The 14,567-nt window shown below is 64.2% G+C and carries 14 protein-coding genes and 1 pseudogene; 14 read left to right on the top strand and 1 reads right to left on the bottom strand.

Features of this window, described 5'->3' with window-relative positions:
- Positions 1–250 precede the first annotated feature (250 nt).
- Positions 251–1,021, bottom strand: coding sequence for a ParA family protein (locus tag BLW24_RS11580; RefSeq protein WP_090380648.1), 771 nt, complete (start codon positions 1,019–1,021; stop codon positions 251–253).
- 212 nt (positions 1,022–1,233) lie between these two features.
- Here BLW24_RS11580 and BLW24_RS11575 point away from each other — a divergent pair, with 212 nt between their 5' ends.
- The 14 genes and pseudogenes from BLW24_RS11575 to BLW24_RS11510 all read left to right on the top strand — a co-directional run bounded on the left by BLW24_RS11575 (position 1,234) and on the right by BLW24_RS11510 (position 14,520).
- Positions 1,234–1,965, top strand: coding sequence for a beta-ketoacyl synthase chain length factor (locus tag BLW24_RS11575; RefSeq protein WP_090380645.1), 732 nt, complete (start codon positions 1,234–1,236; stop codon positions 1,963–1,965).
- Complete coding sequence (locus BLW24_RS11570; RefSeq protein ID WP_167360356.1) at positions 1,938–2,753, top strand: lysophospholipid acyltransferase family protein; 816 nt, start codon at positions 1,938–1,940, stop codon at positions 2,751–2,753. Before BLW24_RS11575 ends, BLW24_RS11570 begins: the two co-directional genes overlap by 28 nt.
- Positions 2,728–2,988 carry a phosphopantetheine-binding protein gene (locus BLW24_RS11565; protein ID WP_090249897.1) on the top strand — a complete coding sequence of 87 codons (261 nt, stop codon included), beginning with the start codon at positions 2,728–2,730 and terminating at the stop codon, positions 2,986–2,988. Before BLW24_RS11570 ends, BLW24_RS11565 begins: the two co-directional genes overlap by 26 nt.
- Positions 2,989–2,999: 11 nt before the next feature.
- The gene (locus tag BLW24_RS11560; protein ID WP_090380641.1) at positions 3,000–3,260 is read left to right on the top strand and encodes an acyl carrier protein; all 261 of its coding nucleotides are present in this window, start codon (positions 3,000–3,002) and stop codon (positions 3,258–3,260) included.
- On the top strand, positions 3,260–3,805 hold the full coding sequence (locus BLW24_RS11555; protein ID WP_090380638.1) for a COG4648 family protein: 546 nt from the start codon (positions 3,260–3,262) through the stop codon (positions 3,803–3,805). The genes BLW24_RS11560 and BLW24_RS11555 overlap by 1 nt, the downstream gene beginning before the upstream one ends.
- Positions 3,802–5,469: an acyl-CoA synthetase family protein gene (locus BLW24_RS11550; protein ID WP_090380635.1), complete on the top strand. Its 1,668-nt coding sequence runs from the start codon at positions 3,802–3,804 to the stop codon at positions 5,467–5,469. The genes BLW24_RS11555 and BLW24_RS11550 overlap by 4 nt, the downstream gene beginning before the upstream one ends.
- Positions 5,470–5,604: 135 nt before the next feature.
- Positions 5,605–6,339, top strand: a complete 735-nt coding sequence (locus BLW24_RS11545) for a glycosyltransferase family 2 protein (protein WP_090380632.1) — start codon at positions 5,605–5,607, stop codon at positions 6,337–6,339.
- Positions 6,336–7,274, top strand: coding sequence for an LpxL/LpxP family acyltransferase (locus BLW24_RS11540; RefSeq protein ID WP_090380629.1), 939 nt, complete (start codon positions 6,336–6,338; stop codon positions 7,272–7,274). The genes BLW24_RS11545 and BLW24_RS11540 overlap by 4 nt, the downstream gene beginning before the upstream one ends.
- Positions 7,255–8,796 (top strand): HAL/PAL/TAL family ammonia-lyase, encoded by a 1,542-nt coding sequence (locus BLW24_RS11535; protein WP_090380626.1) that lies wholly within the window; start codon positions 7,255–7,257, stop codon positions 8,794–8,796. The genes BLW24_RS11540 and BLW24_RS11535 overlap by 20 nt, the downstream gene beginning before the upstream one ends.
- Positions 8,789–9,207, top strand: a pseudogene (locus tag BLW24_RS11530) (acyl-CoA thioesterase). Before BLW24_RS11535 ends, BLW24_RS11530 begins: the two are co-directional and overlap by 8 nt.
- Entirely contained in the window at positions 9,204–9,797 is a 594-nt protein-coding gene (locus BLW24_RS11525) for an outer membrane lipoprotein carrier protein LolA (RefSeq protein WP_090380623.1), read from the top strand. Before BLW24_RS11530 ends, BLW24_RS11525 begins: the two are co-directional and overlap by 4 nt.
- Complete coding sequence (locus BLW24_RS11520; protein ID WP_090380621.1) at positions 9,781–12,141, top strand: MMPL family transporter; 2,361 nt, start codon at positions 9,781–9,783, stop codon at positions 12,139–12,141. Before BLW24_RS11525 ends, BLW24_RS11520 begins: the two co-directional genes overlap by 17 nt.
- Positions 12,138–13,289 carry a cation:proton antiporter gene (locus tag BLW24_RS11515; protein ID WP_090380616.1) on the top strand — a complete coding sequence of 384 codons (1,152 nt, stop codon included), beginning with the start codon at positions 12,138–12,140 and terminating at the stop codon, positions 13,287–13,289. Before BLW24_RS11520 ends, BLW24_RS11515 begins: the two co-directional genes overlap by 4 nt.
- Complete coding sequence (locus BLW24_RS11510; protein WP_090380612.1) at positions 13,276–14,520, top strand: NAD(P)/FAD-dependent oxidoreductase; 1,245 nt, start codon at positions 13,276–13,278, stop codon at positions 14,518–14,520. The genes BLW24_RS11515 and BLW24_RS11510 overlap by 14 nt, the downstream gene beginning before the upstream one ends.
- The last annotated feature ends 47 nt before the right edge of the window (positions 14,521–14,567 follow it).

Here is a 14,567-nt window from a genome sequence, read left to right as displayed (position 1 = left end):
GGCCCTGCTGCGTTGAAAACAGGTTCGGCAAGCCGCTTGCGGCTAACGCGTTTTAGCGCGACCCGAAAGGCGAGTGAAACGAGTAATGCTCATGTACTAAAGTACACACCGCGTCCTCACCTGTTTGACCAGCCGGAGGCTGTTACTAACGTAGCGCCTTGCATGGCTCTAGCTCGCGAGATCTTCAACAGGCTCTGAACCAGCCAATAAAAAAGCTGCCTAGGCAGCTTTTTTATTTACGGGCTAACGCTCAATTGGCGTTAAGCAGGTCATGCAGTTCGACAAACTGCTGGGTCAACTTGTGGTTGCGGTCCAGATGGATCAGCGGCATGCAGGCCTGGTGCGACTCACGCATCTTCACCGAACTCATCAGATTGACCGGCAGCACCGGCAGGCCCTCGGCAATCAACTCATCGAGCAGCTGCTGCGGCAGACTGGCGCGCGGCTGGAACTGGTTGACCACAATGCCTTCGACTTCCAGGCCTTCGTTGTGGTCTTCCTTGAGCTCTTCGATTTCGCGTAGCAGGCCATACAGCGCCTGGCGCGAGAAGCTGTCGCAGTCAAACGGGATCAGCACGCGGTCAGCCGCGATCAACGCGGAGACGGTGTAGAAATTCAGCGCCGGAGGGGTATCGAGGTAGATGCGCTCGTAATCTTCACTGAGGTCTTCGAGCAGTTTGCGCAGCTTGTTGATCTTGTGCTTTTGCTCCAGCTTGGGCTGCAGATCGGCCAGCTCGGCGGTGGCGGTGACCACATGCAGGTTGTCAAACGGCGTCTCGTAGATATCCACGCTGCCTTTCTTGCCGAACGGCGCCGATGACAAAGTGCCCTTGAAGAACTCGGCAATGCCCATGGGGATGTCCTCGCCGGTCAGGCCGGTGAGGTAATGAGTCGAGTTGGCCTGGGCGTCCAGGTCGATCAGCAGCGTGCGGTAGCCCTGGGAAGCGCTCACCGCGGCCAGGTTGCAGGCGATACTGGACTTACCCACACCGCCCTTCTGATTGAAGATCACGCGCCGCATGAAATACCCCCTGAATCCCGCATAAACCCCGAAATGGTCCCGGATTCTATGCAAACTACGTGACAAGGGCGAGATTTTCGGCAAAACCGCGCTGCCTCCGGTCAGAACAACAAACCATAGATTTGCGCACGGCCCGTACGGTCTGGATAATGCCAGCACTTCGCCACACCTGCTGCCAAGCCCTCCGCTGATTGCGGCTGGCCGTAGCCGACATGGACGCCCACCGCGTGACACATTTCAGGATCGAACAATGGCGTGCCTGGGCCCCTGGCCTGGACAGCACGACTGACTGGTGCGCCTGGCATCAGGCACCGTCACGCCTGGTCGATACTGGCCAACAGCCGGATGTCAGCACGCTGCCGGCCATGCAGCGCCGACGCCTGAGCCGCCTGGCGCGGATGGCCTTTCACGTCGCCTGGCCGCTGGCCGAAGCGCACCCGCAATTGCCCATGGTGTTCGCCAGCCGGCATGGCGAAACCCCGCGCACCCTGAGCATCCTTACCGACCTGGCGCATGGTGAGCCGCTGTCGCCGACCCAGTTCAGCCTCTCGGTGCACAACGCGATCATCGGTCTGTGGTCGATCCAGCGCGGCGATCACAGCGAAATGACGGCCATTGCCGGTGCCGGCGATGGCCTGGAAAACGCCATACTGGAAGCCTGCGGCATGCTCCACGATGGCGCACCGGCAGTGTTGCTGGTGATTGCCGAAGAAACCCCGCCCGCGCTTTACGCGCCTTTTATCGACGACGTGCCGTTTCCCTATGCCGTTGGCCTGCTGCTGACGCCGGGTGATGACTGGCAGCTGCAACTGAGCCGCGCCAACGGCGCCGTCAGCCAATGGCCCCACGCCCTCAACCTGGTCCGCGCCCTGTGCAGCGACCAGCCGACCCTGCAGCACCACTGGAAGAGCCGACAATGGACCTGGTCACGCAACAAGGCCTGAGCCGTTACAGCGCGCCCTATCTCTGGCGGCTGATTGCCACGGCCCTGAGTTTCGGCCTGTTCGGCATCGGCGGGGTGCTGCTGCGCGTGCTGATCTTCCCGCTGCTGGCCCTGCTGCCGGGTGATGCCTTGAGCCGGCGCACCCGCGCCCGCGCCGTGGTGAGCAAGACCTTCTACCTGTTTGTACGCTTTATGTACCGCAGCGGCGTGCTGACCTACGAGGTCGAAGGCATCGAACGCCTCAGCCAGCCTGGGCAGATGGTCATCGCCAACCACCCGTCACTGATCGACGTGGTGGTGCTGATCGCCTTTATTCGCGACGCCAACTGTGTGGTCAAACAGAGCCTGCGGGATAACCCGAGCATGCGCGGGCCGATCCGCGCCGCCGGCTATATCAGCAACAGCGGCAGCATGGACATGCTCGACGAGGCCGCCGGCGCCCTGCAGAGCGGCCAGACCCTGATCGTGCTCCCCGAAGGCACGCGCACCACGCCGGGGCACAGCCCGGAGTTTCACCGCGGAGCAGCGGCCATTGCCCTGCGCGGCGCGCGCATCGTTACGCCGGTGGTAATCAGCGTCAGCCCCACCACCCTGACCAAGGCCGAGCCCTGGTACAGCATTCCGTCGCGCCGCTTTCACATTCGCCTGCGCGTAGGCGAGGATATTGACCCAAACCAGTTCAATGCCATGGGACCACCGCCGATCGCCTCACGCAAACTCAACGAGTTTCTGCACCAACACTTTATGAAGGAGCTCGCCAAAGATGAGCGATTTACAGCTGGAAATTAAGAACCTGATCATCGACGCTCTGGGCCTGGAAGACATGGCGGCCGAAGACATCGCCGCCGACCTGACCCTGTTCGGTGAAGGCCTGGGCCTGGACTCGGTAGACGCCCTGGAGCTTGGCCTGGCTATCCAGAAACGTTTCGGCATCAAGATCGACGCCGAAGCCAAAGACACCCGCAAGCACTTTGCCAACGTAGCCAGCCTGGCGGCATTCGTGTCATCGCAACAGACCGCCTGAGGAAGCCGCCGATGCAAACCCGTGAAGAGATTTTCGACACCCTGCGCGACGCGCTGGTCGAGCTGTTCGAGTTGGACGCCGAACGTATTACGCCCGAGGCCAACCTCTATCAGGACCTTGAGATCGATAGCATTGACGCCGTTGACCTGATCGACCACATCAAACGCCAGACCGGTAAAAAGCTCGCTGCCGAGGAGTTCAAGGCTGTGCGCACCGTCGGTGACGTGGTCGAGGCGGTGCTGCAGCTGGTCAACGCCCCAGCCAGCGAATAATGAGTCGCCTATTTGGCCTGCTCCTGCTGCTGGCCGGGCTGCTCTATCCCTTTGCCGTGTACTACGGCATGGAGCATCTGTCGCCACGCCTGTTTGCCGCCGTGCTTGGCGGTCTGTGGCTGGTGCGTGCGCTGAGCCAATGGGGCAAGCCGGGCAACCGCTGGATGACCGCCGTAGCCTTGGGGTTCTGCCTGTTGCTGGGTCTGGCAGGTGAGCCGGCACTGCTGCGCTGGTATCCGGTGCTGCTCAACGGCCTGCTGCTGGCGCTGTTCGGCCTCAGCCTGAAATTCGGCCCACCGCTGATCGAGCGCCTGGCCCGTCTGACCGAGCCGCAGCTGCCGGAAGTGGCGATCCGCTACACGCGCACTGTCACAGCAGTCTGGGCCTGGTTCTTCCTGGCCAACGGCCTGGTGGTGGTGGCGCTGAATTTCTGGGCGCCGCTGAGCTGGTGGACGCTGTATACCGGGCTGATTGCCTACGGCCTGATGGGCCTGCTGTTTGCCGGTGAGTGGCTGGTACGCCAGCACGTAAGGAGACATGAATGAACTGGCTGCCCCTCGAGCATCTGCTGCTCGACGCCCACCCAGGCCGCGCAGTAACCGCAGACCTGGATCAGCCCCAATTGCGCCAGCAGGCCCTGCAACTGGCCGCTGAACTACAAGGCCGTGGTGTACAGCGCCTGGCCCTGTATCTGGACGACGCCGCCGAGCTGGCGATTGCCATGCTCGCCGCCTGGCGCGCCGGGATTGCCGTGCTGCTGCCGGCCGATGCCCAGCCACACACCCGCCAGCGTCTGAGTGCGCAGTGCGACCTGTGGCTGGACAACCTGGATGACCTGCTGAATCCCGAAAGTGCCGCATTGCCGCCGGCCACGCTGAATCTCGACCAATGCAGGTTGACCCTGTGCACCTCCGGCTCCAGCGGCGAAGCCAAGCTGATCGATAAAACCCTGCGCCAACTGGCCAATGAAGTCACCGCCCTGGAGCAGCTATGGGGCGCGCAACTGGGTAGCGCGACCATCCTCGGCAGCGTCGCCACCCAACATATCTACGGGCTGCTGTTTCGTGTGCTCTGGCCACTGTGCGCCGGCCGCGCTTTTCTGCGCCGCGCCCAGCCGTTCCCCGAAGACCTGCAGCGTGAAAGCCTGGCAACCGGCACTGCTTTCGCCTGGGTGGCCAGCCCTGCACTGTTGAAACGCATGGGCGACAACCTTAACTGGCCGGCGCTGTGCGCGGTGCGTCAGGTGTTTTCCTCCGGCGGTGCGCTGCCCAGCGAGACAGCAGCCGAGCTGCATCAATTGCTTGGCCAATGGCCCACGGAAATCTACGGCAGCTCGGAAACCGGCGGCATCGCCTGGCGTCAGGGTGGCGAACTGTGGACGCCGTTTGCCGGGGTCGACCTGGGACAACACGCCGAGGGTGCCCTGCACCTGACCTCGCCCTACCTACCTGCCGGCCATCGTGAGCAGACCGCCGATGCGGTGGAACTGCAGGCCAATGGCCGCTTTATCCTGCGCGGCCGCCTGGACCGAATTATCAAACTGGAAGAAAAACGTATTTCCCTGCCCATGCTCGAACAGGCGCTGAGCAGCCACGAATGGCTCAGCGATGCGCGCCTCGGCGTGATGCAGGAAGGCCGCGCCTACCTCGGCGCGCTGGTGGCGTTAAGCCCGGCCGGCTTGCACGCACTGCGCAACCAGGGCCGCAAGACCGTCACCGAAACCCTGCGCCGCCATCTGGCCGGCCATTGCGAAGCCATTGCCCTGCCCCGGCGCTGGCGCCTGCTCGCCCAGCTGCCCTACAACAGCCAGGGCAAACTGGCGCAAGCCACAGTGGAAACAGTATTGGCCGAACCGCGCCCAACTCAGGTGGTGCCACTCTCGGCTGTCGAGCAGGACGGCGAATGGCAGCTGGAGCTGGTGGTGCCGCTGGACCTGGCCCATTTCAGCGGACATTTCCCACAGACACCGGTGCTTCCCGGCGTGGTGCAGATCGACTGGGCGCAGCAACTGGCGCGGCAGTTGATCACGGATCTGCCGCCGCGCTTTAGCGGCATGGAAGTGTTGAAGTTCCAGCAACTGGTGCGCCCCGGCGATCAGCTGCAGCTGAACCTGCGTTTCGACGCGGCGCGCGGCAAGCTGTACTTCGCCTTCCGTAACGGCGAAGCGGCCTGCTCATCCGGGCGGATTTTGCTGGGGCCAGCACAATGATTGGCTCTTGTCGGTTGGCCCGTAGGTTGGTGCTGAGGCACGAAGCCCAACATTGGCGGCGCTGGTCGTTGGGCTTCGCAGGCTCAGCGCCAACCTACGCAATGCCCGTGACTAACATCCGCGTAGAACATTGCCATGCATAAGCCCTGCGCGGTGATCCCGGTCTACAACCACGAACACACCCTGCCCGTGGTGGTCGCCGCGCTGCATGCGGCCGGCCTGCCCTGCGTGCTGGTTGATGACGCATCTAGCAGCAGCTGCGCAGCGGTGATGAATCAGCTGGCCGCACAACCCGACACCCACCTAGTACGCCTGCCGATCAACCAGGGCAAAGGCGGCGCGGTGATGGCCGGTCTGCGGGAAGCGGCGCGCCTGGGTTTCAGTCATGCGCTGCAGGTCGACGCCGATGGGCAGCACGACCTCGGCGATCTGCCGGGTTTTATCAATGCCTCGCAAGCCGCACCGCAAGCACTGATCTGCGGTTACCCGCAGTACGACGAGAGCGTGCCGAAAGGCCGCCTCTATGCGCGCTACCTGACCCACGTGTGGGTGTGGATCAACACCCTGTCGCTGAGCATCCGCGATTCCATGTGCGGCTTCCGCGTCTACCCGCTGCCCGCCACCCTGGCGCTGATCGACTCGGCAAACATCGGCAAGCGTATGGATTTCGACACCGAGATTCTGGTGCGCCTGGCCTGGCGCAATCAGCCGATGCACTGGCTGCCGACCAGGGTGCATTACCCGCTGAACGGCCTCTCGCACTTTCGCCTGTGGCTCGACAACGCGCTGATTTCCAAGATGCACTCCAAGCTGTTCTTCGGCATGTTAGTGCGCGCCCCACTGATTCTCTGGCACAGGTGGCGCGGATGAGCGATCAACGCCATTGGGCCAGCCAGCGCGAGCGCGGCAGCTTTATCCTGATGAAATTCACCGCCTGGCTGGCACGTGTGCTGGGTCGTCGCCTGATCAGTCCGTTGCTGTATCTGATCGTGCTGTATTTCTACCTGTTCGGCGCCAAGGCGCGGCGTAGCATCCGCCACTACCAGAGCAACCTGGCTGCCTGGAGCGGGCGCGCCGAGCTGAAGCCGAGCCGCCTCTCGGTATTCCGCCAATTTATGCATTTTGCCGACACCCTGCTCGACAAGCTCGACGTGTGGAGTGGCCGCCTCGGCCTGGAGCAGGTTGACCTGATCGACCCTGAAGACCTCTGCGGCCAGCTGCAACGACAGAACCGCGGGCAGATTCTGGTCGCCGCACACCTGGGCAATCTGGAGGTCTGCCGCGCCCTGGCTGAAGTGGGTGCGCAGGTGCAGATGAACGTGCTGCTGCACACCAAACACGCGGAACAGTTCAACCGCCTGCTGGCCGACGCCGGGGCCAGCCATATGCGCCTGATCCAGGTCAGCGAACTGGACGCGGCGATCATGCTGCAACTGTCCGAGCGCCTGGAGCGCGGCGAATGGCTGGCAATTGCCGGCGACCGCGTGCCGCTCAAGGGCAGCCGCAAGGTCAGCGTGGATTTTCTCGGCCAGCCGGCGGATTTCCCGCAAGGCCCCTGGCTGCTGGCCGGGCTGCTGCAATGTCCGGTCAACCTGATGAGCTGCCTGAAGATCGATGGCCGCTACCAGGTGATCCTCGAACCCTTTATCGAGCGCCCGCCATGGAAGCGCAGCGAGCGCGATGCAACGATCCGCCAATGCACCCAGCGTTACGCCGACCGCCTGGCCCAGCGCTGCCTGAGTGCGCCCCTGCAATGGTTCAATTTCTACCCGTTCTGGAATGAAGATGACGACACATCAGCCTGATCCCATCGTGTTTGGCGAACAGCCCCTCCGTATCGAGCAGGTCGTCGCCCTGGCCAGCCGCAGCGCCCCGGCGCAACTGCAAAGCGATGCCGCCTACCGCGAAAAAATCGCCAAGGGCGCGCGTTTTCTCGACAGTCTGCTGGACAAGGAAGGCGTGATCTACGGTGTCACCACCGGCTACGGCGACTCCTGCGTGGTGGCTGTGCCGCTGCATCAGGTCGAGGCACTGCCGCGTCATCTGTACACCTTCCACGGCTGTGGCCTGGGCAAGCTGCTGGATGCAGCCAGCACCCGCGCCGTGCTCGCCGCTCGCTTGCAGTCGCTGTGCCACGGCGTTTCCGGGGTACGCGTGGAGCTGCTGGAGCGCCTGCAGGCGTTTCTCGAATACGACGTACTGCCACTGATTCCGGAAGAAGGCTCGGTGGGCGCCAGTGGCGACTTAACGCCACTGTCCTACGTCGCCGCGACCCTCAGCGGTGAGCGCGAAGTGCTGTTCAACGGCGAGCGCCGCAACGCCATCGACGTGCACAACGAGCTGGGCTGGACACCGCTGGTGCTGCGGCCGAAAGAAGCCCTGGCGCTGATGAATGGCACAGCGGTGATGACCGCTCTGGCCTGCCAGGCATTCTCCCGCGCCGACTACCTGCTCAAGCTGGCCACGCGCATCACCGCGCTGAACGTGGTGGCGCTGGAGGGCAACCCGGAACACTTCGACGAGCGCCTGTTCGCCGCCAAGCCACACCCTGGGCAGATGCAGGTCGCCGCCTGGCTGCGCCAGGACCTGGCCATCGACGCGCCGACCGCGCCGCTGCACCGCCTGCAGGATCGCTACTCGCTGCGCTGCGCACCGCATGTGCTCGGTGTGCTGGCCGACAGCCTGGGCCTGCTGCGCCAGTTCATCGAAACCGAACTGAACAGCGCCAACGACAACCCGCTGATCGACGCCGAAGAAGAACGCGTGCTGCACGGCGGGCACTTCTACGGCGGGCATATCGCCTTCGCCATGGACAGTCTGAAGAACCTGGTGGGCAACGTCGCCGACCTGCTCGACCGCCAGCTCGCCCTGCTGGTCGACACCCGCTACAACCACGGCCTGCCAAGCAACCTGTCCGGCGCACCGAGCGTCAGCGCGATGATCAACCACGGTTTCAAGGCCGTGCAGATCGGCACCAGCGCCTGGACCGCCGAAGCGCTGAAAAACACCATGCCCGCCAGCGTGTTCTCGCGCTCCACCGAATGCCACAACCAGGACAAGGTGAGCATGGGCACCATCGCCGCGCGCGACGCCCTGCGCAGCCTGGAGCTGACCGAGCAGGTCGCCGCCGCCACCCTGCTGGCCGCCAACCAGGGTGTGTGGCTGCGCCAGCGCGACGGCAAGATTGATATTCCCGCACCCGTCGCCGCCATGCGCGAACAACTAGCCGTGGACTTCCACCCGGTGATCGAAGACCGCGCCCTAGAGGCCGAACTGCGCCTGTGCCTGGTGCGCATCCGCGAGCAGCACTGGAGGCTTTATGCGTAGCAAAGGCGTATTGCAGGCGGAAATCGAACTGCAGGTGCCGTTCTTCGACGTCGACATGATGGAAGTGGTCTGGCACGGCCACTACGTCAAATACTTCGAGGAGGCGCGCTGCTCGACAAGCTCGGCCACAACTACCGGCAGATGCGCGACGCCGGCTACGCCTGGCCGGTGATCGACCTGCAGATCCGCTATATCCGTGGCGCCCAGTTCGGCCAGCGCATCCGCGTACGCGCCGATCTGCTGGAGTGGGAAAACCGCCTGAAGATCAACTACCTGATCAGCGATGCAGCGACTGGGGAGCGTATGACCCGTGGCAGCAGCGTGCAGGTAGCGGTGGAAATCGCCACCCGCGAAATGCAGTTCGTGTCGCCCAAGGTGTTGATCGAGGCGGTTGAGAAGGTGTTGGCGTGAAACGTCTGCTGGCATACCTCGGCCTCTGGCTGCTAAGCCAGGAGGCGCTGGCCTTCGACCTCGATCAGCTCAGCGCCCAGCTGGCCAAGCCTGCCGTGGTACGCGGCCCACTGATTCAGGAAAAACACCTGCGCGCCCTGCCGCAGCCGCTGACCAGCCGTGGCCAGTTTGTCCTCAGCCGCGACCTCGGTCTGCTCTGGCAGCTGCAAAGCCCGCTCAAACAGGATTACCGCATCGACGGCCAGGGCATCGCCAAACGTACGCCGAGCGGCTGGCAACAACAGCCCGGCCAGGACGTGGCCGCCCAGCAGAGTCGGCTGTTTCTCGCCGTACTCAAGGGCGACCACAGCGGCCTGGCGCGCGACTTCCAGCTGCAATTAAGCGGCACCGCCGAGGCCTGGCAACTGCGTCTGGTGCCGAACTCGGTATTGCTCAAACAGATTTTCAGCCGTATCCAGATCGACGGCGGCGCGCTGGTGCAACGCATCGAGCTGCATGAAACCCAGGGCGATTACAGCGTGCTGCGCTTGCCGGATAGCCAGGCCGGCAGTGCCCTGACTGAGCAGGAGCAGCGTGACTTTGCTCAGTGAACGCTGGCTGCCGCGCGGCTTTCTGCTGCTGCTCGCTGCCCTGCTGACCCTCACCGCCTGGCAATGGCGCAACGGCCCGCCCGTAGCCGCGGATATGCTCGCGCTGTTGCCGGCCGGCAGCGGCGACGCCTTGGTGCAGCAGGCCGAGCAACGTATGCAGGAGCCGCTCAATCGCGACCTGCTGCTGTTGATTGGCCACCCGCAACGCAATCAGGCGATTGCCCTGGCGCAGCAGGTGGGCGAGCAATGGCGCGACAGCGGCCGCTTTGCCCAGGTGCAGTGGAACGTCGACAGCGACCTCGCGGCGCTGCGCGACTACCTGCGCAGCAACCGCCTGGCCCTGCTACCTGCGGCAGATCGTCAGCTATTGCTGGAGCAACCGCAGCAGTTGATCGAACAACGCACCGCCCAGCTGTTCGACACCTTCGCCGGCTTTAGCCTGTTGCCCATCGAGCAGGACTGGCTGGGCCTGGGTGTACGCGCGCAACAGGCGCTAAATCCCGGCAGCCGCATCCAGGCCGACCTGAGCAGCGGCGCATTGCTGCTGGAAGAACCTGGCATGACCTGGGCCCTGCTGCGCGCCAGCGCCCAGGGCAGCGCGTTTGATATGCAGGAGCCGCCGCTGATGGCCGCGCAGGTCGCCGCTACCCGTGCACAGATCGAAACCGCCGATGGCCAATTGCTGGCGGCTGGCGGCGTGTTGTATGCGGCCGCCGGACAGGCCAAGGCCACCCGCGAGATCAGCCTGATCGGCGGTGGTGCCACGCTCGGCACCCTGCTGCTGTTGCTGCTGGCCTTCCGCCGTGTGCGGGTGCTGGTCAGCCTGCTGCCGATCGGCATGGCGCTGCTGGCCGGCTGCACCGCCTGCGTACTGGTATTCGGCCAGATCAACGCCCTGACCCTGGTATTGGGCGCCAGCCTGGTCGGGGTTGCCGCCGACTACCCGCAACACTATTTGAGTAAAAGCTGGAGCAACGCCGAAGGCCGCGAAAGCTGGAGCAGCTGGGGCGCGCTGCGCGCCACCCTGCCGGGTCTGAGCCTGAGCCTGGGCACCAATCTGATCGGCTACCTGGCGCTGGCCTTCACCCCGTTTCCGGCGCTGACCCAGGTCGCGCTGTTCTCCGCCGCCGGGCTGATCGCCGCCTACCTCTGCTCGGTGTGCCTGCTGCCAGCCTGGCTGCGTGGCCTGCGGTTAAGCCCATCACCGCAACTGCTGAGCTTTAGCCAACGCCTGCTGGCCACTCGGGCACGTCTGCTGGGCAAAGTCGGCAGTGCACCGCTGCTGGCGTTACTGCTGCTGTTCTGCGCCGGCGGCCTGTGGCAGCTGCATACGCAGAATGATCTGCGCCAGTGGCTGGGCCAGGAGCCGCAACTGTTGGCCGAGGCCCAGCGCATTGCCGAGCTGACCGGCCAACAGCCCACCAGCCAGTTCTTTCTGGTGCGCGCCGCGAATCCGCAACAGTTGCTGGAGCGCCAGGCGGCGCTGAGCCAGCGTCTGGATCAGGCGGTACACAACGGTCAGTTGCGTGGCTACCGCGCCCTGAGCCAACTGGTCGCCCCCGACAGCCAACTGCAGAAACTACGCGCGGCGCTCGGTGCACTGCCGCAGCACTGGCAGCCGCTGCTCGACCTGGGCATCCCGCCGGCCGCGCTGCATAACGAACTGCTGGAACTGCAACAGAACAATCAGGCCAGCCTTGAGCAAGCCCTGGCCAGCCCGCTGGGCGAGGCCTGGCGCCCGCTATGGCTGGGCGCTCACAGCAAGAACGGCGCCGAGGGTGTGGCCGGGCTGGTCAGCCTGCAAGGGCTGAGCAACAGCACCAGCCTCAACTCGCTGGTCGAGGGCCTGCCGGGGGTGCAACTGGTGGACCGGATCGGCGAGCTCAACGCACTGTTCAGCGCCACCCAACTTAGCGCCGCCGAGCTGAAGCTGCTGTCCTCCATCGCCATCCTGTTACTGCTGTGCCTGCCGTTCGGCCTCGGCGGCGCATTGCGGGTGGTCTGCCTGCCGCTGCTGGCAGCCATGGCGGCATTGGCCTGTCTCGGCTGGCTGGGCCAGCCGCTGACCCTGTTCAGCCTGTTCGGCCTGCTGTTGATCACTGCCATCGGCGTCGATTACGCCATCCTCATGCGCGAAAACATCGGTGGGCCAGCGGTCAGCCTGCTCGGCACCCTGCTTTCGGCGCTGACCAGCTGGCTGTCGTTCGGCCTGCTGCTGATCAGCGACACCCCGGCGATTGCCAACTTCGGCCTGGCGATCAGCCTTGGCCTGCTGTTCTGCTTTCTGCTCGCGCCCTGGGCCGGCACTCAGCACGCCCCCGCTCACCGGAGCCAGACGGCATGACCATCGCCCTGGCCTGGCTGGCGTTGCTCGCGTTATTTGCCCTGGTGACCTGGCTAGGCAAACACCTGCGCCTGATCCCGATTGTCAACCAATTGCTGCTGGCCACTCTGGGCCTGCCGCTGCTGATGCTGTGGAGTACGCCACTGGGCTTCGGCGCCAGCGAGCTGCTCGCGCCGGCCTGGCTGGAGCCGCTGTATGGCCTGGCCTTCTGTCTGCTGCTGGGGCATATCCTCAGTGATGTGGTCGATCTGCAACTGGAGCCCGGCAGCCTGCAGATCGCCTTGCCGAGTTTCTTTGTGCCGTTCTTCTGCGGCCTGGCCTGCGCAGTCTGGTTGCTACCGGAGCAAGGCCTGCTGGCCGATATTGCCGTGGGCCTGCTGTTTGCCCTGACCGCCATTCCGGTGCTGTTTCTCTACCTGCAGCACATCGGCTACCCGCAGGCCAAGATCCGCCAGCTGCTGCAAGCGGCGATCATCATGGACGTGCTGTGCTGGCTGATCTTCGGCCTGGTCCAGGGCAGCAGCGAACCGGCGACCCTGCTCTGGCCGCTACTGGCCGCCAGCCTGCCACTGCTGTTGAAGCGGCTGCCGCTGCGCTCGGCGTGGCTCAATGGCAGCTGCTTTCTCATCCTGCTGCTGGTGATGCAGCAACTGCAGCTGAATGCCCTGGTGTTTGGCATCGCCTACCTGCTGCTGCTCACCGCCCTGCGCCTGCCTTTACGCCTGCCACTGTCTGCCGGACTGCTGCGCTGGCTGCAAACCTGGCTGGCGGTGCCGCTGATTCTGGCCTATGGCCTGCTGCAGATCAGCTGGCACGACGCCTGGCAGGAATATTCGGCCTGGCAGTTCGGCGCGCTGTTGCTGCTGCCAATCATCAGCAAACTGGCCGGCAACTGGCTGGGTCTGAGCTGGGCCGCTGGTCAGCTACGCGCCCATGCGGGGCAGTGGCGCGAAAGCCTGCTGTTGAATACCCGCGGTCTGACTGAAATCATCTTTCTCAATCTGCTGCTGCAACAGCAGATAATCAGCCCAGCATTGTATTTCGCCCTGATGCTGATGGGCCTGATCTCGACCCTGTTACCGGCCCTCGCCGGTGCTTACCCACACGCCGCCAAGCATGAGGCAAGAAGCCGCTATGAAGTCTCTTGAAGTCGAACAACGCCAAGTCGTGGTCATTGGTGCCGGCCCATCCGGGGCGATTGCCGGGGCGCTGCTCAAGCGCAATGGCCATGACGTGCTAGTGCTGGAGCGCCAGCGCTTCCCGCGCTTCTCGATTGGCGAGAGCCTGCTGTCGCATTGCCTGGACTTCGTCGAAGAAGCCGGGATGCTCGACGCGGTGCGCGCGGCCGGCTTCCAGACCAAGCATGGCGCGGCCTTTGGCTGGGGCGAGCGTTACACCGAGTTCGATTTCCGCGACACCTTCACCCAGGGTCAGGGTTCGACCTACCAGGTGCTGCGCGCCGATTTCGACAAGCTGCTGGCCGATCAGGCCGAGCTGCAGGGTGTGGAAATCCGTTATGAAGAAGAAATCTTCGCCGTCGATTTCAGCGGCGACTGCCCGCGTCTCTCGGTACGCCGTCTCGCCGACGGCCATGAGTACCAGGTCGAGTGCGCCTTCGTCCTCGATGGCAGCGGCTATGGCCGCGTGCTGCCGCGTCTGCTCGACCTCGATACACCGTCGAACTTCCCGGTGCGCCAGGCGGTGTTTACCCATGTCGAAGACCGCAGCGAGGGTACGGGTTTCGACCGCGAGAAGATTCTCATAACCACCCACCCGACCCTGCGCGACGTATGGTTCTGGACCATCCCGTTCAGCAACGGCCGCTGCTCGGTGGGCGTGGTCGCCGATGCCACCCGCTATCAGGGTCGCCCGACAGACCTGGATGCCTGCCTCAAGCAATTTATCGAAGAGACCCCCAGTCTGCACAAGGTGCTGAAAAATGCCGTGTGGGACACCCCGGCGCGCACCATTGGTGGCTACTCGGCCAACGTGAAAACCCTGCACGGTCCAGGCGTTGCCCTGCCCGGCAACGCGGCGGAGTTCCTCGACCCGGTGTTCAGCTCCGGGGTGACCATCGCCATGCGTTCGGCGAGCATGGCCGCTGGCCTGTTGCACCGTCAGCTCAGCGGCGAGACGGTGGACTGGGAGCTGGACTTTGCCATCCCGCTCAAGCGCGGCGTCGACACCTTCCGCGTGTATGTCGAAGGCTGGTACGACGGCAGCTTCCAGGACGTGATCTATTTCGAGAAGGCCCAGCCGGAAATCCGCCGGATGATCAGCTCGATCCTCGCCGGCTACGCCTGGGATCAGGAAAACCCCTATGTCGCCGAACCGCGCCGCCGCCTGCGGGTACTCGCCGAACTCTGCGCCATTAACTGAGAACCTATTACGATCAGCTGCGCGTCGGCCCTACTGCATTAAAAACA

This window comes from Pseudomonas anguilliseptica, assembly GCF_900105355.1.
Lineage (GTDB): Bacteria > Pseudomonadota > Gammaproteobacteria > Pseudomonadales > Pseudomonadaceae > Aquipseudomonas > Aquipseudomonas anguilliseptica.
The sequence above is the reverse complement of the archived record's forward strand: the minus strand, read 5'-3'. Positions and strand labels throughout refer to the sequence as shown.

Coding starts and splice junctions, on each gene's coding strand:
- BLW24_RS11580 (WP_090380648.1), bottom strand. CDS start 1,021: ATGCGGCGCGTGATCTTCAATCAGAAGGGCGGTGTGGGTAAGTCCAGT.
- BLW24_RS11575 (WP_090380645.1), top strand. CDS start 1,234: ATGGACGCCCACCGCGTGACACATTTCAGGATCGAACAATGGCGTGCC.
- BLW24_RS11570 (WP_167360356.1), top strand. CDS start 1,938: ATGGACCTGGTCACGCAACAAGGCCTGAGCCGTTACAGCGCGCCCTAT.
- BLW24_RS11565 (WP_090249897.1), top strand. CDS start 2,728: ATGAGCGATTTACAGCTGGAAATTAAGAACCTGATCATCGACGCTCTG.
- BLW24_RS11560 (WP_090380641.1), top strand. CDS start 3,000: ATGCAAACCCGTGAAGAGATTTTCGACACCCTGCGCGACGCGCTGGTC.
- BLW24_RS11555 (WP_090380638.1), top strand. CDS start 3,260: ATGAGTCGCCTATTTGGCCTGCTCCTGCTGCTGGCCGGGCTGCTCTAT.
- BLW24_RS11550 (WP_090380635.1), top strand. CDS start 3,802: ATGAACTGGCTGCCCCTCGAGCATCTGCTGCTCGACGCCCACCCAGGC.
- BLW24_RS11545 (WP_090380632.1), top strand. CDS start 5,605: ATGCATAAGCCCTGCGCGGTGATCCCGGTCTACAACCACGAACACACC.
- BLW24_RS11540 (WP_090380629.1), top strand. CDS start 6,336: ATGAGCGATCAACGCCATTGGGCCAGCCAGCGCGAGCGCGGCAGCTTT.
- BLW24_RS11535 (WP_090380626.1), top strand. CDS start 7,255: ATGACGACACATCAGCCTGATCCCATCGTGTTTGGCGAACAGCCCCTC.
- BLW24_RS11515 (WP_090380616.1), top strand. CDS start 12,138: ATGACCATCGCCCTGGCCTGGCTGGCGTTGCTCGCGTTATTTGCCCTG.
- BLW24_RS11510 (WP_090380612.1), top strand. CDS start 13,276: ATGAAGTCTCTTGAAGTCGAACAACGCCAAGTCGTGGTCATTGGTGCC.